Here is a 19,286-nt window from a genome sequence, read left to right as displayed (position 1 = left end):
GGTCCTCAGGCCGCCAGCCCCCCATGCAACGCAAGGGTGGCGGAGGTCTGGGCGGGGATGCTGTGGGTCAGTCGCAAGGAGGGGAGGGCGGCGATCGTGCTGTAGCTGCCGTTGGCTTCCACCTGAAGCAGGGTGCTGTCGGTGGCGCCGGCGGCGATTGCCAGCTGGGGGCCATTCAGGCCGCTGGCATGAATGCCCGCCAGCAACTGTTCGAGGGGGGCGATGGGCACCAGCCGGGGCTGGCCCAGCCCCTCGAGGCCGGAGGGGGTGAGGGTGATCAAGGTCCCCTTCGACCCATCCGGTCCCGCTGTGCCGGCCTGAATACCCTCCTGGCGCCATGCCAGGCTGTCGGTGAGACCGATCCCACCGCTGCTCGTGTTCTGGAGTTTCAGATCCGCCAGCACAGGCAAGGCCCTCTCGCCCGGTCCGTTGCCCGCCTGAATCGCCTCCAGGCCGGAGAGGACGAAGGTGTCTCGGCCTTCGCCGCCGAAGATCTGAACTCCCGGCTGGTACAGGCCGGAAGCCAGGTTCAGCAGGATCGTGTCGTCACCGGGGCCCCCGTCGAGGCTCAGCGTGTCCTGCCCGGCGCGGAGCTGGTCGTCCCCTGAGCCGCCGCTCACTTCCGAGAAACCGCTGATGCCGCCGAGGATGCCGCTGGCCTCTCCCTCGGCGAGGTCCACCTGCACCGGGACCTCCCAGGCGCTGTAGTCGAGCGCAGCGTGGCCGCCGGAAGCCGCCAATGTTCCGGACAACTCTCCCTGAGCGGCCACCGAAACCTCCACATCCGTGGAACCGAGGTGGAGGTTGTCGATGTTCCTGAACGCCAGGGAGCCCACGGTTCCCTCCCCCGGCGAACTCAGGCTGACTCGCAGGGGATCGGCGGCCACGTCCTGCTGAGGATCCACCGTGGCGGCGTCCTGCAACGGAGCAGGCGCTGAGGGCTGAAGCGCGGCAGGCGCTGTCGCCTGGAGCGTGTTGCCCCCCCCTCCCCCGTCCACGCTGCCGGACACCTGGCCCAGAGGCAGCAGGATCCTGTCATCCCCATCCCCCGTCTGCAGGTTCAGGCCGGCCTGAGCCCCCGGTGCGAGGCTGATGCTCAGGCTGTTGTCTGCCGCGCCGGGAAGGAGGATCCGGTTGGTGGAGTTCGGGCCCAGGATGATCTCGCTGTCCTGTACCGCGTCGCTGATGGTCAGCTGGTTGTCGGCGGTGCCCAGATCGATGCGGGACCCGATCACAGCGCCCACCACGTTCAGCAGGTCGTCGCCATCCCCCAGGCGCACGGTGGAGTTGAGCAGGGCGATCCTCTGATGGTCGGCCGCGTCGGCGATCGTCCCGGATTCGCCCTGGTCCAGCCAGGTCTCGATGCTGACCTGGTCATTGCCTCGACCCGTGTCCAGGCTGCTGTCCACCAATCCGAGGGCCCGGGCCTGCAGCTGGAGAGAGGGATCGCTTCCAGCCACGCCGGCGGCCGGGATGTCGATCAGGAGGCCCGGGCCTGGTCCGTCCAGGTCCCGGAAGCCGCTGGTGATGGTCACCCGGTCGTCCCCGTCCCCCAGGAGGATGGTGCTGTTCTGCATCGCCTGGGCCAGCAGGTCGATGCCCAGCTGCCGGTTCAGGGCGTCCCCAGGAGCCTTCAGGAGGACCCGCGCCAGGCTGCTGAGCTCCAGGGTGCCGCCACCACCGGTGTCCTCCAGACGGCTGTCCAGCATGCCGATCAGGGACTGGAGGATCTGCCCCCGGGCTGCGCCTCCCGCCACCAGTCCCACGACGAGATCATCGGACACCTGGAGGCGGATGTCATTGACCTCAGGACCGAACAGCAGACGCGCCCGATTCAGGCCGGTGTGCTGACTTTCCATGGTCAGGTCGGCATCGTTGAGCACCGAGAGGGCCAGCAGCTGCAGCTGGCGGTCGGAGCTCACCAGCGCCTTCGGGGTGGAGATGTCACGCAGATCGATCACCGCATCGGTGATGGTGCCCATGGTGTTGTGGTAGCGGGTGCTGGCCACGCCCTCCACCGAGCGACTGACGATGCCTTCGTTGCTGCGCAGCACGACGCGGAAGGCGGGGATCTCTGGCTCCGTCGCCAGGTTCTTCTGGGAAGGGACCTCAGCCGTCTCGGACGCCGATGTCCCCCCCGGCGAGCCTGATCGATCCGATCGGACGGGATCCTGGGGGCTGCGATCCGCGCCGCCGGCGCCGGTCAAGGGCATGGCGGAGGAGCTTGCGGCCATGGAGCGGGAGCCCGGCCCGGGTTCCTCCTGGGGTCCGGCGCTGGGGGAGGCTGCCGCCTCGGGAGTGCCCTTGGGCGTGATCCAGCCCCCCGCTCCACCCCCCGGGGGGGGCTGGCCCCCGTCACCAACGCCCACGCCGGCAGCGACGGGGGCGGCGGGCGGGCCAGACCGCTCAGCTCCCTGGGGGGAGGCCCCTGTTCCATCCCCAGAGGCGTCGGAGCTGGAGCCGGTGTCCTCCGGCCCCCCGCCCACGGCAGCGGGCCCGGCCGCAACCCGCTCGCCCTCAGCCGGCCCGGCCGCCATGGCCCCGTCCTGCATCAGGTAGAGGAGAGCCAGCCACAGCGCCGTTCCGGTCAGCACACTCTCCAGGGAGAGGCGACCGGAATCGCTCCGCAGGTTGATCGCCCTGCGGAGATGGCGGACGGCCTGGCTCATCTCCCTCCCCTTCGCCATGGGTGCCTTGCATGCATAAAACGCTTTTGAAGGCGGTTAGGCGTGGTGGTGCAATGACGCTGTGAACATGGCCACCGACTTCATCGTTCGCAACCGCTCAGCGTGTCGGCTCAGCTCCAGACGATGAAGGCTCCTGGGGTGAGGTTGAGCAGCGGGCAGGTCAGGTTCCGGGCCGCGCCGTCACCGACGTCCTCCCCAGGCACACCAGCCACCGATCCCGATCCCGTAGAGCCCGGTGCTGAGGGCACCAGATCGCCCAGCTGCCGCCGCTCGGGCTCCATGTCGATGCTCGGATGGCCCTTGCGGCGCGCATCGGGCGCCAGCAGCAGACTCACGCAGGAGGTGCCCTGCCAGCGGGCCATCTCCATCAGCGGCCCGGCCAGGTCGGCGGCGCTGAGTTGGCGGCTCTGGTGGGCCGCCAGCAGCAGGGCCAGCCCGGGACGGTCGAGCAGGGCCAGCAGGCGGGGATCCTCCTCCCGCTCGAGCAGCAGGCCCTTGCGCCGGGCCCACTCCCGCAGGGTCTCGAGACGGGCGGCCCCCACCAGCGGATCCAGCGGGCCATGCCAGCCGAGCACCGCCGTGAGGCCATGGGACTCTGCCTCCATCAGGTGGCCAAGCTTGGTCCGTTTCACCCGCAGGTAGGCGGCGTTGTGGACCCCGGGGTCCATCACCAGAGGCACCCGGTCCACCACCTCCAGGCCGTAGCCCCCGAGACCGGCGATCTTGCGCGGGTTGTTGGTGATCAGCCGCAGGCGCCGCACGCCCAGATCGCTGAGGATCTGGGCCCCCACCCCGTAGTTGCGCAGATCGGCAGCGAATCCCAGCCGCTCGTTCGCTTCCACCGTGTCGAGACCTCCGTCCTGGAGGCTGTAGGCCTTGAGCTTGTTGATCAGGCCGATGCCCCGCCCTTCCTGGCGCAGGTAGACGACCACCCCCTCCCCGGCCGACTCGATCATGCGCAGGGCCGCCTCCAGCTGGGGGCGGCAGTCGCAGCGCAGCGAGCCGAAGGCGTCGCCGGTGAGGCACTCGGAGTGCACCCGCACCAGCACCGGACCGCTGCTCCGTTCGGGGCAGCCCTTGACGATCGCCACGTGCTCGCTGCCGTCGAGTTCGTTGCGGTAACCGATCGCCCGGAACTGGCCGAAGCTGCTGGGCAGGGTGGCCTCCGCCTGGCGGGCCACGAACCGCTCGGTGTCGAGGCGGTAGCGGATCAGGTCGGCGATGCTGATCAGCCGCAGGCCGTGGTGGCGGGCGTAGTCGGCCAGCTGGGCCAGCCGGGCCATGGAGCCATCGGGATTCTGGATCTCACAGATCACACCGGCGGGATACAGGCCGGCCAGGCGGGCCAGATCGACGGCTGCTTCGGTGTGGCCCGCCCGCTGCAGCACCCCGCCCTGGCGGGCCCGCAGCGGGAAGATGTGGCCCGGTCGGCGCAGGTCACCGGGCCGGGTGTCGGGGTGGATCGCCACCTGGATCGTCCGGGCCCGGTCCTCCGCCGAGATGCCGGTGCTCACGCCCCGCTCCGGACCCGCATCCACGCTCACGGTGAAGGCGGTCTGGTTGCTGTCGGTGTTGCGATCCACCATCAGGGGCAGATCCAGGGCATCGAGCCGCTCGCCCTCCATCGCCAGGCAGATCAGCCCCCGGGCATCGGTGGCCATGAAGTTGATCTGCTGAGGGGTGGCGAACTGGGCCGCGCAGATCAGGTCACCTTCGTTCTCCCGGTTCTCGTCATCGACCACCACGATCGACTCACCGTTGCGGATGGCCGCCAAGGCATCGGCGATGGCATCGAAGTGAATGCCCGTGGACTGGCGAGGGCCGGACAGGACGGTCAAGGGAGCGGGATGGATCGGGGAAAGGATCGAAACTCATTTATAGGGTGCCGGTACGATCCAGCGTTCTTCTGCGTTCCGCATGGCTGGCAAGCGCGTTGCGGTGATCGGTGCCAGTGGCTACGGGGGACTGCAGACCCTCAGGCTGCTGCAGGGCCACCCGGATCTGACGGTGACCTTTCTGGGCGGCGAGCGCAGCAGCGGCAGGCGCTGGAGCGAACTGGTGCCGTTCCTCCCCCTGGAGGACGACCTGGTGGTCCGCTCGCCGGATCCGGAGGCCATCGCCGCCGCCGCTGATCTGGCCGTCCTGAGCCTGCCGAACGGCCTGGCGGCCGGTCTGGTGCCGGAGCTGCTGCAGCGCGGCGTGAAGGTGGTGGATCTCTCGGCCGACTATCGCTACCGCTCCCTGGCCCAGTGGCAGGAGGTCTATGCCGCCGAGGCCCGCCAGGCCGCCCGCCAGGATGAGGACCTCTGCCGGGAGGCTGTCTACGGGCTGGTGGAGGTGGCGGAGGCGCGGATCCGCCAGGCCCGCCTGGTGGCGGCCCCCGGCTGCTTCCCCACCGCCAGCCTGCTGGCCCTGCTGCCGTTCCTCGAGCAGGGGCTGATCGAGACGAGCGGCATCGTCATCGACGCCAAGACGGGCACCTCCGGCGGCGGCCGGGCCGCCAAGGAGAACCTGCTGCTGGCCGAAGCCGCCGAAGCCGTGGCGCCCTACGGGGTGGTGGGCCACCGCCACACCAGCGAGATCGAGCAGCTGGCGGGCCAGGCGGCGGGCCAGGCGATCCAGCTGCAGTTCACGCCCCACCTCATGCCGATGGTGCGGGGGCTGCTGGCCACCGTGTACGGACGACTGCGGGACCCCGGCCTGACGGCGGAGGACTGCACGACCCTGCTCAAGGCCTCCTACCGCCACAGCCCCACGGTGCAGGTCCTGCCGGTGGGGGTCTACCCCTCCACCAAGTGGGTGCGCAACACCAACCGCTGTCTGCTGTCGGTCCAGGTCGACCCGCGCACCGGCCAGCTGATCGTCATGAGTGCCATCGACAACCTGATCAAGGGGCAGGCCGGCCAGGGGGTGCAGTGCCTCAACCTGCTCAGCGGCCTGGAGGCGGGCACCGGCCTGCCGCTGCTGCCCTACTACCCCTGAGCCAGGCGCCGGGCGGCCAGGCTGACGGCCAGGGGGAGGATCCGGTGCTCCTGGTGCTGGATGCGGGCATGGAGTCGCTCCCGGTCGTCGCCCGCAAGCACCGGCACCGCCGCCTGCACCAGGATCGGCCCCGCATCCACCTCGGCGGTCACGAGATGGGCCGTGCAGCCGGCCAGGGTGACGCCAGCTGCCAGGGCCTGGCCCACCCCGTCGGCGCCACGGAAGCTGGGCAGCAGGGAGGGGTGGATGTTCACCAGCCGCTCCGGGAAGGCCTCGATCAGCACCGGGGTGACGATGCGCATCCAGCCCGCCATCACCACCAGATCCACCCGGTGCGCCTCAAACAGACGGATCAGGGCCCCGTCGAGGGCCTCCCGCGAGGGCTGGTGGCGGTGGTCGAGGACCTGGCAGGGGATGCCGAGCCGCTCGGCCCGGGCCCGGGCCCCGCAGTCCGCCCGGTTCACCGCGAGGACGACCACCTGCCCGTGCAACCGCCCCTCGCCGCAGGCCCGTGCCAGGGCCTCAAGGTTGGTTCCGGCGCCCGAGGCCATCACCGCCAGTCGCAGCGGGGCCTCGGCGACCGGAAGCGGCTGTGGCAACGGCCACTGGAGAGACCCGCCGGGATCGCTATGGTCAGCGGAATCGGGCATTGCGTCCATGTCCCATCTCTCCATCCTGCCCACCGTGCTGCGGGATGCCGAGGCCCTGGCGGCCACCCTCGCCAGCCTCGATCTCCCCTGGCGGTGGGGGGGTGAACTGGTCGGATTCGCCGGCGAACGCCAGGCGGTGACGCTGCAGCTGCAGCTCAAGGACGGCCAGGGCCTGGGATGGGCCGCCATGGACGATGGATCCCTCGCGCTGGTGGGCGATCTCCAGCGCCTCAGCCGCAACACCGCCCTGCAGCGCCTGCTGGGCCGGATCACCCGGGCCTATGCCGCCCGGGCGGCCCTCGAGGAGGCCCGCCTGGCCGTCCCCACGGCGTCGATCGAGCTCCGTGTCTGACGACCCACCCCATCCCGCCTCGGCCGCCGGTCCGGTCGTCCAGCTCGACCTGCGCGAACCCCATCGCCATCGGGTCCGGGTCCGCCTCCACCTCACCCCCCGGAGCCTGCGGACGGAGCTGCGGCTGCCCGCCTGGACCCCGGGCTCGTACCTGATCCGGGACCACGTGCGGAACCTGGAGGGTCTGGAGGTGGTTCAAGGGGAGACCCGCGTCGTACCGACGCGTCTGTCGGAGGCCTGCTGGCGGCTGTCCCTCACCAGCCTCGATCCCCTCGTCGTCCGCTACGACCTCCAGGCCACGGAACTGAGCGTGCGCACCTGCCACCTCAGTGCCGACCATGGCTTCCTGGCCCTGGCCGGCGTGGTGCTGGAAGCCACGGGCGAACGCTGGAATCCCCACCGCCTGGAGTTGCGGCTGCCCAAGGGCTGGCAGGCCTTCGTTCCCCTGCCAACCGCCGGCGACGGGGCCTGGATCGCCGGCGACTACGACCGGCTGATGGATGCGCCGCTGGAGGCTGGCCCCCATCCCTGCCACCCCTTCAGCGTCGCCGGGGTGCCGCACCGCTGGGTCACCTGGGGGGGCGACCTGCCCGTGCAGGATCCCGCCTGGCTGGCCGATGTGGAACGGACCGCCCTGGCCTGCTGCCGTCTGATGGGAGAGAGCGCCCCCGCCAGTGACGACTACCTGTTCGTGCTGCACCTGCTGGAGGCGGGCTTCGGAGGCCTGGAGCACGACCACGCCAGCGTGCTCCAGTACGGCCGCCGGGCCCTGGCGGCTCCCGGCGGTCGCCGCAAACTGCTGCAGCTGGTGGCCCACGAGTACCTGCACCAGTGGAACGTGCGGCGCCTCAAACCCGCCGAACTCACGCCGCTCGACTACGGCCGGGCCACGATCGTGTCCGGTCTCTGGTTCGCCGAGGGGGTGACCTCCTACCTCGATCTGCTGCTGCCGCTGGCGGCCGGCATCGGCACGGAGGCCGAGCTGCTCGAGGACCTGGGAGCCGACCTGAGCCGCTACCGGCTCACCCCCGGTCGCCGGGTCCAGGGACTGCGCCAGAGCGCCGAGGAGGCCTGGGTGAAGCTCTACCGCCAGGATGCCTCCTCGGCCGACAGCCAGATCAGCTACTACCTCAAGGGGGCCGTGGTGGCCCTGGTGCTCGACCTGCACCTGCGGCGACACGGCTCCAGCCTGGGGGTGGTGCTGCGGGCGCTGTGGCGCAGCCATGGGGCCGCCGGGCGGGGCTACACGAACGCCGATCTGGTCAACGCCTTCGCGGGCCAGGCCCCTGACCTGGCGGCGCTGCTGCCGCACTGGCTGGAGAGCAGCGACGACCCCGACCTCGACGCCTACCTGGCGGACCTCGGGCTGGCCCTGCGGCCCAAACCGGCCCGGGATCCGTTCCTCGGCTGGCAGCTGGTGGAGCCCACGGCGGCCACGTTGCGGCTGAAGCGGGTGCACAGGGACGGCCCGGCGGAGCGGGCCTGCCTGCAGGCGGGCGATGAGCTGCTGGCCCTCGACGACCTGCGCCTGCGGACCCCTGAGGACCTGGCCATGGCCCTCACCATCCCTGCGGCACCGGCGGAACGGCAGGTGCTTTACGCGCGGGACGGTCGGGTGCGCACCACCCGTCTGGTGCCCGGCCCCCCGGCCATCGACGGCTGGCAGCTGGTGATCGATCCGGATCTGGACAGCCCTCACACCCGCGACAACCGGCAGCGCTGGCTGTCGCTGCAGCCATGACCTCGGCCCTGCGCCCCCTGGTGCTGGCGGTGGCCGGTGCGGGCGTGCTCAGCCTGGGGGGACTCACCTGGCTGGGCCGTGACCTCATCGGCGCTCCAGGCAACGCCGGGGGCCGCGCCTCCCTGCTCGACCTGCTGGAGGAGGTCCGCCAGTCCCCCGCCGATGGGGGAGGGTCGCCGTCGCCCCCTGAGCAGGTCCTGCCGCCGCCCCAGGCCGCCTGGCGCGCTCCCCTGGGGGGGGCCTGTCAGGCTGATCCGACCCTGCGCGCCCGCCTGGCGGGCCTGGCGGAGCGACTTCGCTACGACACCGTCCGGCTGCGCATCGACCCGAGCAACTACGGCGAGCGTTTCCGCCGGGATGCCTTCGGCCAGACGCTCGACACCACCCCCCAGGTCGTCGTGCTGCACGAGACGGTCTTCGGCATCAACTCGGCGATCAACACCTTCATGACACCCCATCCGCGGGACGAGGATCAGGTGAGTTACCACACCCTGATCGGCCTCGACGGCCAGGTGGTGGAGGCGCTGGACCCGGCCAAGCGGGCCTTCGGTGCCGGCAATTCCGCCTTCAACGGCCGCTGGGTGGTGACGAACCCGGAGCTGGCCGGCTCGATCAACAACTTCGCCCTGCACCTCAGCCTGGAGACGCCCCTCGACGGGGAGAACCAGGAATCCAGCCACAGCGGTTACACGGCCGCCCAGTACGACGCCCTCGCCGTGGTCCTGGCCCGCTGGATGCGCCGCTACCGCATCCCCCCCAGCAACATCACCACCCACCAGCACGTGGATCTGGGGGGCGAACGCATGGATCCGCGTAGCTTCGACTGGCGGGAACTCCAGGAGCGGCTGGTCGCTCTCGGTGTGCTCTGCTGATCGGGTCGCGCAGAGGCGCCGGCTCCGATCAGCGGGCCAGCTCAGATCAGCGGGCTGGTGATCGGTTTTCGGGTTCCGTAGACGAGAGCGTGCAGCTCCGGGTCCTGCATGTAGCGCAGCACCCGACCGGGATAGTCCAGCTTGCCGTTATGCAGATAGGCCAGGGTGGCGATCGCCTTGGCGTCGGCTGGGGAGCTGCTGGCCATCAGCAGGGCGTTGCCGGAGAGCCCCAGGGCCTGCTTCAGCCGCACGAACTTGCCCACCAGCAGCCGGACGTTGCGGTCGGGGTCGAGCAGCTCCATGCGCGCCTCGTCGATCCGCTCCGGGGAGGCATTGGCGGGCAGGAGGCCCTGCTTGACGAGCTCGCCGACGCTCAACTGGGCGGGGCCGTGGGTGTTGAACAGGCCGCTGCGGGCGGCCAGGGGCAGGTCTTCACCGGGTTTGGCGTGCTGCAGCTCATCGAAGAGCACCGCGGTGACCAGCATCGGATTGATGTGGTGGCGGCGACTCTCGCTGAGGATCACCGGCCGGAGCTCCTCGAGCCGGCCGAGGGTGTGGCTGCGCAGGGGTTGCAGCTGGTCGATGCCCTCGGTGAAGAGCTGGGCCAGCCGGGGTTGGGGGCCGTGGACGCCGAAGCGGCGGTTGAGCTCGCGCAGTTCCTCGGGAGTGAAATCGACCGGATCGGGGCGCAACCCTTCGCTGGTGGAGGGTGTGATCAGGGGAAAGGACCTGCCCTCGCGCCCTCCATCGGTGAGCAGGAAGGAGCTGCGCAGGACCACCTGGGGTTGCCGGCTCAGGGGAACCAGGGCCATGCCGCCGGCCGCCAGCAGCAGGCCCAGCTTCCGTGCGTGGCGGTGCAGCCGATGGCGGTACAAGCCATGGCGACGCTGGCGAGCAGGGACGGCGACCGCCGACGTGCGGCCGGAGCGTCGTGGCTTAGTTCCGGCGAGGCGGGACAGCAAGCGAAATGGCGCTCTTTAGATCAATTGTAACGAACACGGCCGGATTCTTCCCACTCGGGGGCGCTGCCGGAGCCGGCCCCGTGGTGGAAAGCCCGCATCCGCCGATCCGCTTGCCGAACATGGAGGCTGATGGATACGGTTCGGGGGCCTTTCCCGGCGTCCCAGGAGCCATGTCCCCGCTGCCGCCGTTGAACGGCCAAGATTCCGCCGCCCTCTGGGAGCGATTCCGCCAGCTGCTCTGGCACGACCCTGATCTCGCCCTCTGGCTGGACGTGAGCCGGATGGGCCTGGAGGAGAAGGATCTCGAGGCCTTCGAAGCCCCCTTCGCCCGCGCCTTCGCCGCCATGGAGGCCCTCGAAGCCGGGGCTATCGCCAACGCCGACGAGGGTCGGCAGGTGGGCCACTACTGGCTCCGGGCCCCTGAGCTGGCCCCCGACCCGGCGGTGGCCGCCGCGATCGCCGCGGAGGTGGACCGTCTCGAAACCTTTGGACGGGATGTGCTGGCCGGGACGGTCACGGCCCCCGGGGGTCGGCCCTTCACCGACGTGCTCTGGATCGGCATCGGCGGTTCCGGCCTGGGCCCCCTGCTGATGCTCCGGGCCCTGGCGCGCCAGGGGGTGGGACTGCCGTTCCACTTCTTCGACAACGTCGACCCCGACGGCATGGCCCGCACCCTCGCCGGCCTGGCCGACCGTCTCACCACCACGCTGGTGATCGTGGTCAGCAAGTCGGGGGGCACCCCCGAACCCCATCTGGGCATGGTCCAGGCCCGGGCGCGGGTACTGGCCGCCGGGGGCGACTGGAGCGCCCAGGCGGTGGCCATCACCATGGGCGGCAGCCACCTGGATCAGGAGGCGAAGGCGGCCGGCTGGCTGCGCCGCTTCGACATGTTCGACTGGGTGGGGGGCCGCACCAGCATCACCAGTGCCGTCGGCCTGCTGCCCGCTGCCTTGATCGGCGCCGACCTGCGCGGTTTCCTGGAGGGGGCCGCCGCCATGGACCGGCTGACCCGGGTGCCCGACCTGCGTGCCAACCCTGCCGCCCTGCTGGCCGCCTCCTGGCATGTGGCCGGCGGCGGCCAGGGGCGCCGCGACATGGTGGTGCTCCCCTACCGGGACCGGCTGGAGGTGTTCAGCCGCTACCTGCAGCAGCTGGTGATGGAGTCGCTGGGCAAGCGGCTCGACCGTGACGGCGTCGTGGTGCACCAGGGCCTCGCCGTCTACGGCAACAAGGGATCCACCGACCAGCACGCCTACGTGCAGCAGCTGCGGGACGGCCTCGACAACTTCTTCGTGACCTTCATTGAGGTGCTGGAGGATCCGGCGGACATCCCCACGATCGACGGCGAGTGCCCGGCCGACTTCCTTGAGGGGTTCCTGCAGGGCACGCGGACGGCCTTGGCCGAACAGGCCCGCCAGAGCATCACCATCACCCTGCGCCGCTTCGACGCCCGCGGCCTCGGGGCCCTGATCGGCCTGTTCGAGCGGGCGGTGGGGCTCTACGGCGAACTGGTCAATGTCAACGCCTACCACCAGCCCGGGGTGGAAGCCGGCAAGCAGGCGGCCGCCGGGATCCTGGCGCTGCAGAGCCGGGTGGAGGGCCTGCTCGCCGATGGCCAGCCCCGCTCCCTGGCCGCCATCGGCGCGGAGCTGGGGCTGGAGGCGGTGGAGCCGGTGTTCTGGCTGCTGCGCCACCTCTGTGCCAATGACCGCGGCTATGGGGCGAAAGGCGACTGGGGGCAGCCCGACGGGCTGGTCTTCCAGCACACTTGAGGGGCCTTCCCCCTTAGCCATGGTCCGATCCCGCGCCGCGGTCGCCTGGGCCGCCGGTCAGCCCCTGGAGGTCACCGAGATCGATGTGGAGGGCCCCCGGGCCGGTGAGGTGCTGCTGCGGGTGGTGGCCACGGGCGTGTGCCACACCGATGCCTTCACCCTTTCCGGCGCCGACCCCGAGGGGATCTTCCCGGCGGTGCTCGGCCACGAGGGCGGGGCGGTGGTGGAGGCGGTGGGTCCGGGGGTGACCACCCTGGCGGTGGGGGATCACGTGATCCCGCTCTACACGCCCGAGTGCCGTTCCTGCCGCTTCTGCCTGTCCGGCAAGACCAACCTCTGCCAGGCGATCCGCGCCACCCAGGGCCGGGGCCTGATGCCGGACGGCAGCAGCCGCTTCTCCAGGAATGGCCAGCCGATCTTCCACTACATGGGCACCTCCACCTTCTCGGAGTACACGGTGGTGCCCGAGATCGCGGTGGCGAAGATCGCCCCGGAGGCGCCCCTCGAGAAGGTGTGTCTGCTGGGCTGCGGCGTCACCACCGGCATCGGCGCCGTGCTCAACACCGCCAAGGTGGAACCCGGCAGCAGCGTGGCCGTCTTCGGCCTCGGCGGCATCGGCCTGGCGGTGATCATCGGAGCGGTGATGGCCGGGGCGGAGCGGATCATCGGCATCGACACCAACCCCGACAAGTTCGCCATCGCCGGCCAGCTCGGCGCCACCGAATGCCTCGACCCGAAGGCCTTCGACGCCCCCATCCAGGAAGTGGTGATCGACCGCACCGACGGCGGCGTTGATTACTCCTTCGAGTGCATCGGCAACGTCCAGGTGATGCGCGCCGCCCTGGAGTGCTGCCACAAGGGCTGGGGGGAATCCACGATCATCGGCGTGGCCGGGGCGGGCCAGGAGATCGCCACCCGGCCGTTCCAGCTGGTGACGGGCCGGGTCTGGCGGGGTTCCGCCTTCGGCGGGGTGCGGGGCCGCAGCGAGCTGCCCGGCTACGTCGAGCGGTTCCAGCAGGGGGAGATCCCCCTCGACACCTTCATCACCCACACGATGGGGCTCGAAGACATCAACCGGGCCTTCGACCTGATGCACGCCGGCCAGAGCATCCGCTCGGTGATCCACTTCTGACCCCCCTGCGACCCCGGAGGTCGGCGTCCCCATGCTCGAGCTGCTCAGCGAGAACCGCAGCTTCGGCGGTCTGCACCGCCGCTACCGCCACCCATCGTCCGAGCTGAACGGATCGGCAACCCTGGCGGTGTACCTGCCGCCCCAGGCCCTCGCCGGGGAGCGGGTGCCGGCCCTCTACTGGCTCTCAGGCCTCACCTGCACCGACGAAAATATGATGCAGAAGGGCGGGGCCCACCGTCTCGCGGCCGAGCTCGGCCTGGCCCTGGTGGCACCGGACACCAGCCCCAGGGGAGCGGAGGTGCCCACGGACCCCGGGGGCGGCTGGGACCTGGGCCAGGGGGCCGGCTTCTACGTCGATGCCACCGAGGCCCCGTGGGATCGCCACTACCGGATGCACGCCTACGTGGTGCAGGAGCTGCCCGCCCTGCTGGAAGCGGAGCTGCCTCTGACTCAAGCCCGCAGCATCAGCGGCCACTCCATGGGGGGCCACGGCGCCCTGGTGGCGGCTCTGCGGCACCCAGGCCGCTACCGCTCGGTGTCCGCCTTCGCCCCGATCTGCCATCCCTCCGCCTGCCCCTGGGGCCGGAAGGCCTTCGGGGCCTACCTGGGCCCCGACCCACGGGCCTGGGCTGCCTGGGACGCCACCCTGCTGATTCCGGGTGCCGCCGAGCGCCTGCCCCTGCTGGTGGATCAGGGCAGTGCCGACCCCTTCCTGGACATCCAGCTGCGGCCCGCCGACCTGGCGGCGGCGGCCGAGGCGGCGGGCCATCCCCTGGAGCTGCGCCTCCAGGAGGGCTACGACCACAGCTACTTCTTCATCGCCAGCTTCATCGACGACCACCTGCACCACCATGCCGCCGCCCTGGGGGCCTGAAGCCCGGGGCGGAGGCCCTCAGGGCACCAGGTTGACCAGCTTGCCGGGCACCACGATCACCCGCCGGGGCGGCTGACCCTCCAGCCAGCGCTGAGCCACCTCGCTTTCCAGCGCCAGCTTCTCGAGGGTGGCCGCATCGGCGTCGGCGGGCACCTCCAGGCTGCCGCGCATCTTGCCCTTCACCTGGATCACCAGGGGGATCGTGTCACGCACCAGGGCCGCCGCATCGACGGCGGGCCAGCGCTGGGCATGGACGCTCGCCCCGGCGCTGATGGGCTGCTCCTCCCCGTGGCCGCAGAGTTTCTGCCAGAGCTCCTCGGCCAGGTGGGGGGCGAACGGCGCCAGCAGGATCAGCAGGGTGGCGAGGGCCTCGGTGGCCACGGCCGGGCCTGCCCCTTCCAGGTGGGCGGCCAGGGCGTTGCTGAGCTTCATCAGCTCGGAGACGGCGGTGTTGAGTTGCAGCTCCCCTTCCAGGTCTTCGCTGATGGCGGCGATGGCGGTGTGCACGGCCCGGCGCAGCTCCCTTTCGCCGTCGCTGAGGGAAGCGGCATCCGCTGACACCGGTTGGGGGGCCTCAGGGCCGCTCAGGCGCAGCCCGCGACCGTGGGCCGCGTCCACCAGGCGCCAGAGGCGCTGCAGGAAGCGGTACTGGCCCTCCACATCGGCATCGTCCCACTCCAGATCCTTCTCGGGGGGTGCCTTGAACAGGATGAACATCCGGGCCGTGTCGGCCCCGTAGCGGTCGATCACCACCGCCGGATCGACGCCGTTGTGCTTCGACTTGGACATCTTTTCGTAGAACACCTCCAGCACCTCGCCGCTGACGGGATCGCGGGGGTCGCTGGGGTCAGCCACCTGGGCCGGAGCCACGTACTGCCCGGTCTGGGGGTTGCGATAGGTGATGCCCTGCACCATCCCCTGGGTGAGCAGGCGGGCGAAGGGCTCGGAGAAGCCCAGCAGGCCCCGGTCCCGCAGCACCTTGGTGAAGAAGCGGGAATAGAGCAGGTGCAGGATGGCGTGCTCGATGCCTCCCACGTACTGGTCGACGGGCAACCAGCGGTCGACGGCGGGACGCTCGAACGGCCGCTGGTCGTTGTGGGGGTCGCTGTAGCGCAGGTAGTACCAGGACGAGCACATGAAGGTGTCCATCGTGTCGGTCTCCCGCTTGGCGGGGGCGCCGCAGCTGGGGCAGGGCACGTTCACCCACGACGCCAACTTGGCCAGCGGGGTGCCCCCTTTGCCGCTCAGGGGGATGTCCCGAGGCAATTCCACCGGCAGCTGGTCGTCGGGGACCGGCACCACGCCGCAGCTGTCGCAGTGGATCACGGGAATGGGACAGCCCCAGTAGCGCTGGCGGGAGATCAGCCAGTCGCGCAGGCGGTACTGCACCCGTCCCTGGCCCCAGCCCTGCTCTTCGGCCCAGGCGACGATGGCCGACTTGGCCTCGGTGGTGGTCAGGCCGTCGAAGGAGCCGGAGCCGATCAGAACACCGGATTCGGTCCAGGCCTGGCCCTCGTAGGCATGGGGGTCGGACCCTTCGGGGATCACCACCCGCCGCACCGGCAATTCGTACTGCCGGGCGAAGGCGAAGTCCCGCTGGTCGTGGGCCGGAACGCCCATCACGGCACCGGTGCCGTAGTCGGCCAGCACGTAATCGGCGATCCAGACGGGGATGCGTTCGCCGCTGGCGGGGTTGCGCGCCCAGGCGCCAATCGGCACGCCCCGCTTGGGCCGGTCCTCGGCGGTGCGCTCCTGCTCGCTCTGGCGGCTGACCAGATCGCAGAAGGCGGTCACCGAGAGACGGCAGTCATCCGTGGTCAGTTCCGCCACCAGGGGATGGTCCGGCGCCAGCACCACGTAGGTGGCCCCGTGGATCGTGTCGGGCCGGGTGGTGAAGACGGTGATGGCGGCACCGCTCTCCGTGGTGAAGGTCAGCTCGGCCCCGAGGGAGCGGCCGATCCAGTTGGCCTGCATCGTGCGCACCCGCTCCGGCCAGCCCTCCAGGGTGGGGAGATCGTCGAGCAGGGCATCGGCGTAGGCGGTGATCTTCAGAAACCACTGGCGCAGCCGGCGCTTCTCCACCTGGGCACCGGAGCGCCAGGAGCGCCCCTCCGCATCCACCTGCTCATTGGCCAGCACCGTCTGGTCGATCGGGTCCCAGTTGACGGTCGCCTCCTTGCGGTAGGCCAGGCCGGCATCGAGGAACTGCAGGAACAGCCACTGGGTCCAGCGGTAGTAATCGGCGTGGCAGGTGGCCACCTCCCGATCCCAGTCGATCGAAAGGCCCAGCCGCTTGAGCTGGTCCCGCATCTGGGCGATGTTGCGGTCGGTCCAGTCCCCCGGATCGACGCCCCGCTCGATGGCGGCGTTCTCCGCCGGCAGGCCGAAGGCGTCCCAGCCCATGGGATGAAGCACCTGCCGTCCCCGCAGACGGGCCGCCCGGGCGATCACGTCGGTGATGACGTAATTGCGGACGTGGCCCATGTGGAGGCTCCCCGACGGGTAGGGGAACATTGAGAGGGTGTAATAGGGCTCCCCGGCGGCGTCGTGCGGATCGGGGGTGGCGTGCAGTCCCAACTGCTCCCACTGCAGCTGCCAGCGCTGCTCGATCGCTTCGGGCCGGTAGCGGGAAGGGTCAGTCACGGGCCACAGGGAATGGGAGTGATCGTGTCACAGCCCATGGAAAGGTCAGCTGAGGGCCCGCAGCGAAGCCACGGCGGCCAGGCTGATGAGCAGCAGCGGCGTGCCCGGTTCAGTGCTCATCGCCAGGTAATGGCTGTCCTGCCAGCGGATGATGCCATCGAACTCCTTGCCGGAGAGCAGGACGACATTCACAGGGGTGCGGATGCGGATCAGCTCCTGGACGTGCCGCACACTGGGCAGGGTCGTGTCGAGCCTGGGTCCCCGTCGCTCAAAGAAACTCTGCATAGGATCGACCCCAACCTCCAGGTCTTACGGAACGGTGCTTCAGGTGCTCCAATTCAGCAAATACCAGGGTCTGGGAAATGACTTCTTGCTCCTTGACGGCCGCAGCTTAGAGGATCCTGAGGGCCTGTTCGGCCTGACGCCTGAACGGGTGCAGCGGCTCTGCGACCGCCGCTTCGGGGTGGGCGGGGATGGGGTGATCCTGGCCCTGCCGCCCAGGGAGGGCGGTGAACTGCGGATGCGGATCTTCAACGCCGACGGCACCGAGCCGGAGATGTGCGGCAACGGCATCCGCTGTCTGGCCCGTTTCCTGGCGGACAGCGACGGCGACCAGGCTCCGCGGAGCTGGGAGATCGAGACCCTCGCCGGTCGCATGGTGCCGGCCCTGGCCGAGGACGGTCGCATTCGCGTCGACATGGGCCCGCCGTTCCTGACCCCCGAGAGCGTGCCCACCACCCTGGCCGTGGGGGAGCAGGGGCTGCCGGTGGGTGAGCTGGAGGTGCTGGGCCAGCGCCTGGCGGTGGCGGCCGCCGGCATGGGCAACCCCCACGCCGTCGTGCCCGTCGCCGACGTGGCGGCGATCGATCTGGAGGGCCTCGGCGCCGCCCTTGAGTTGCACGGGGCCTTTCCGGCCCGCACCAACGTCCACTTCGTCCAGGTGCTCGCCCCCGACCATCTGGTGATGCGGGTCTGGGAGCGGGGGGCGGGGCCCACCCTGGCCTGCGGAACGGGCGCCTGCGCCACCCTGGTGGCCTGCCATCGGCTCGGGCTGGCCGCCCGCCACGCCCGGCTCGATCTGCCGGGGGGGCCCCTGGAGATCCATTGGGACAAGGCCAGCGGCCACGTGTTCATGACCGGTCCGGCGGAGGCGGTGTTCGACGGGGTCGTGGCCCCGTCGCTGTTCGGCGAGGACGGGGCGCAGCCTCCCGCCCTGGCGGTGGCAGCGCCGTCCAGCACCATCGATTGCGCCACCGCCTGCGTCAACGGCTGCCTGCGGCCGGAGGCCTGCCCCAGCGCCGAAGCCCGAGCCCGCGTCACGGCCCTGCTGGAGGGTCGCTCCCTCGACGACCTGGTGGCCCTGGCGGGCGAATCCCTGGAATCCCGCACCCGGGGCCGCCTCTCCCGCGATGTCTCCGCCGCCACCTGAGGTCTACCTCGATGCCTGCGCCACCGCCCCCCCGGCAGCGCCGGTGCTGGAGGCCATGGCAAGTGCCCACCGGGAGGCCTGGGCCAACCCCTCCAGCCTCCATGGCCCCGGCCTGGCGGCGGCGGAACGCCTGGAGCGTGATCGCCAGGCCCTCGCCGCCCGGCTCGGCTGCGGCGGCGATGAACTGCTGTTCGTCTCCGGGGGGAGCGAAGCGATCCACACCGCCCTGGTGGGCTCCGCCGGAGCGCTGGAGCCGGGTCGGGTGCTGCTCTCGGCGGTGGAACACCCCGCCAGCTATGCCGCCGCCGCCGCGTTGGCGCGCCGGGGCTGGGAGGTGCAGCTCCTGCCGGTGGACCGGCGCGGCGTGGTCGATCTGGAGGCCCTGCAGCGCCTGCTGACGCCGCCGACCCGGCTGGTGTCGGTGCTCTGGGGCCAGAGCGAGGTCGGCACCCTGCAGCCGATCGAAGCGATCGGTGCGCTGTGCCGGCAGGCGGGCGTGCGCTTCCACGTCGATGCGGTGCAGGTGGTGGGGCACCGCCCGGTCGATTTCAGCCGGTTGCCGGTGGACCTGCTCAGCTGCGCGGCCCACAAGCTGCAGGGTCCCCGCGGCGTGGGGGCCCTGTTAGTGCGGCGCGGCGTCCGGCTCGAGCCCCTGATCGGCGGGGCCCAGGAGGGGGGGCGTCGCGGCGGCACCGAACCGGTGGCCCTGGTGGCCGGCTTCGCCTCGGCCCTCGAGCTGGCCGACCGGCGGCTGGCGGCCCACGGCGGCGGCGATCCGCTGGCGTCGCTGCGGGATCAGCTGCTGGCCGACCTGCGGCGGCTGGAGGGCGTGCGGCTGAGCGGCCCGGAGCCGGACGACCCCGCCGGGCGCCTGCCGCACCACATCAGCCTCCTGGTGGACGGGCCGGACGGGCGGCCGCTGGGCGGTCGGCGGCTGGTGCGGGAGCTGGCCCGCCGGGGCTACGCCGTGAGCAGTGGATCGGCCTGCGCCAGCGCTGGGGCCGCTGCGGGTACGGCGGGCACCAGTGCGGTGCTGCTGGCGATGGGATACGACCCCACCGAGGCGACCAGCGGCCTGCGGATCAGCCTGGGCCCATGGGTCAGCCCAGGGGATCTGGCCGGCCTGCCGGCGGCCCTGGAGCAGGCCCGCCGCAGCGTGGCGGAAGCGCCTGGGTAGGGTCCGATCAGCC

At 71.1% G+C, this 19,286-nt stretch carries 15 protein-coding genes; 9 read left to right on the top strand and 6 right to left on the bottom strand.

The window, feature by feature from the left end; all coding sequences use genetic code 11:
• Positions 1 to 5: 5 nt before the first annotated feature.
• Both CYAGR_RS02745 and ribBA read right to left on the bottom strand, forming a co-directional pair.
• Positions 6 to 2,669 (bottom strand): calcium-binding protein, encoded by a 2,664-nt coding sequence (locus CYAGR_RS02745; RefSeq protein ID WP_043325357.1) that lies wholly within the window; start codon positions 2,667 to 2,669, stop codon positions 6 to 8.
• Between the two features lie 128 nt (positions 2,670 to 2,797).
• Complete coding sequence (ribBA, locus tag CYAGR_RS02740; RefSeq protein WP_015108237.1) at positions 2,798 to 4,525, bottom strand: bifunctional 3,4-dihydroxy-2-butanone-4-phosphate synthase/GTP cyclohydrolase II; 1,728 nt, start codon at positions 4,523 to 4,525, stop codon at positions 2,798 to 2,800.
• A 79-nt stretch (positions 4,526 to 4,604) separates the two neighbouring features.
• On the opposite strand from ribBA, the gene argC reads away from it, so the two are divergent.
• Positions 4,605 to 5,669, top strand: a complete 1,065-nt coding sequence (gene argC, locus CYAGR_RS02735; RefSeq protein ID WP_015108236.1) for an N-acetyl-gamma-glutamyl-phosphate reductase — start codon at positions 4,605 to 4,607, stop codon at positions 5,667 to 5,669.
• Here the strand turns inward: argC and purN are convergent.
• Complete coding sequence (gene purN / locus CYAGR_RS02730) at positions 5,660 to 6,319, bottom strand: phosphoribosylglycinamide formyltransferase (protein ID WP_015108235.1); 660 nt, start codon at positions 6,317 to 6,319, stop codon at positions 5,660 to 5,662. The genes argC and purN overlap by 10 nt on opposite strands.
• 7 nt (positions 6,320 to 6,326) lie before the next feature.
• Here purN and CYAGR_RS02725 point away from each other — a divergent pair, with 7 nt between their 5' ends.
• Genes CYAGR_RS02725 through CYAGR_RS02715 form a run of 3 tightly spaced genes read left to right on the top strand, consistent with a single transcriptional unit; the run spans position 6,327 to position 9,284 of the window.
• Positions 6,327 to 6,671 (top strand): DUF1257 domain-containing protein, encoded by a 345-nt coding sequence (locus CYAGR_RS02725; RefSeq protein ID WP_015108234.1) that lies wholly within the window; start codon positions 6,327 to 6,329, stop codon positions 6,669 to 6,671.
• Entirely contained in the window at positions 6,664 to 8,412 is a 1,749-nt protein-coding gene (locus CYAGR_RS02720) for a M61 family metallopeptidase (protein WP_015108233.1), read from the top strand. Before CYAGR_RS02725 ends, CYAGR_RS02720 begins: the two co-directional genes overlap by 8 nt.
• Positions 8,409 to 9,284 (top strand): N-acetylmuramoyl-L-alanine amidase, encoded by an 876-nt coding sequence (locus CYAGR_RS02715; protein ID WP_015108232.1) that lies wholly within the window; start codon positions 8,409 to 8,411, stop codon positions 9,282 to 9,284. The genes CYAGR_RS02720 and CYAGR_RS02715 overlap by 4 nt, the downstream gene beginning before the upstream one ends.
• 41 nt (positions 9,285 to 9,325) lie before the next feature.
• Here the strand turns inward: CYAGR_RS02715 and CYAGR_RS02710 are convergent, their stop codons facing one another.
• The gene (locus tag CYAGR_RS02710; protein WP_015108231.1) at positions 9,326 to 10,159 is read right to left on the bottom strand and encodes a hypothetical protein; all 834 of its coding nucleotides are present in this window, start codon (positions 10,157 to 10,159) and stop codon (positions 9,326 to 9,328) included.
• 257 nt (positions 10,160 to 10,416) lie between these two features.
• Here CYAGR_RS02710 and CYAGR_RS02705 point away from each other — a divergent pair, with 257 nt between their 5' ends.
• The 3 genes from CYAGR_RS02705 to fghA are packed head-to-tail and all read left to right on the top strand — an operon-like array spanning position 10,417 to position 14,024.
• Complete coding sequence (locus CYAGR_RS02705; protein WP_015108230.1) at positions 10,417 to 12,018, top strand: glucose-6-phosphate isomerase; 1,602 nt, start codon at positions 10,417 to 10,419, stop codon at positions 12,016 to 12,018.
• Positions 12,019 to 12,037: 19 nt separating this feature from the next.
• Positions 12,038 to 13,150, top strand: coding sequence for an S-(hydroxymethyl)glutathione dehydrogenase/class III alcohol dehydrogenase (locus CYAGR_RS02700; RefSeq protein WP_015108229.1), 1,113 nt, complete (start codon positions 12,038 to 12,040; stop codon positions 13,148 to 13,150).
• A gap of 31 nt (positions 13,151 to 13,181) precedes the next feature.
• Complete coding sequence (gene fghA, locus CYAGR_RS02695) at positions 13,182 to 14,024, top strand: S-formylglutathione hydrolase (protein ID WP_015108228.1); 843 nt, start codon at positions 13,182 to 13,184, stop codon at positions 14,022 to 14,024.
• An 18-nt stretch (positions 14,025 to 14,042) separates the two neighbouring features.
• Here fghA and leuS read toward each other — a convergent pair whose 3' ends face one another.
• Together leuS and CYAGR_RS18100 are read right to left on the bottom strand one after the other, a co-directional pair.
• Complete coding sequence (gene leuS / locus CYAGR_RS02690) at positions 14,043 to 16,667, bottom strand: leucine--tRNA ligase (protein ID WP_015108227.1); 2,625 nt, start codon at positions 16,665 to 16,667, stop codon at positions 14,043 to 14,045.
• 45 nt (positions 16,668 to 16,712) lie between these two features.
• On the bottom strand, positions 16,713 to 16,952 hold the full coding sequence (locus tag CYAGR_RS18100; RefSeq protein ID WP_015108226.1) for an Hfq-related RNA-binding protein: 240 nt from the start codon (positions 16,950 to 16,952) through the stop codon (positions 16,713 to 16,715).
• 43 nt (positions 16,953 to 16,995) lie between these two features.
• Here CYAGR_RS18100 and dapF point away from each other — a divergent pair, with 43 nt between their 5' ends.
• Together dapF and CYAGR_RS02675 are read left to right on the top strand one after the other, a co-directional pair.
• Positions 16,996 to 18,096 (top strand): diaminopimelate epimerase, encoded by a 1,101-nt coding sequence (dapF, locus tag CYAGR_RS02680; protein WP_043326263.1) that lies wholly within the window; start codon positions 16,996 to 16,998, stop codon positions 18,094 to 18,096.
• Positions 18,077 to 19,273 carry a cysteine desulfurase family protein gene (locus CYAGR_RS02675; protein ID WP_015108224.1) on the top strand — a complete coding sequence of 399 codons (1,197 nt, stop codon included), beginning with the start codon at positions 18,077 to 18,079 and terminating at the stop codon, positions 19,271 to 19,273. The genes dapF and CYAGR_RS02675 overlap by 20 nt, the downstream gene beginning before the upstream one ends.
• The last annotated feature ends 13 nt before the right edge of the window (positions 19,274 to 19,286 follow it).

This window comes from Cyanobium gracile PCC 6307, assembly GCF_000316515.1.
Taxonomy (GTDB): domain Bacteria; phylum Cyanobacteriota; class Cyanobacteriia; order PCC-6307; family Cyanobiaceae; genus Cyanobium; species Cyanobium gracile.
The sequence above is the reverse complement of the archived record's forward strand: the minus strand, read 5'-3'. Positions and strand labels throughout refer to the sequence as shown.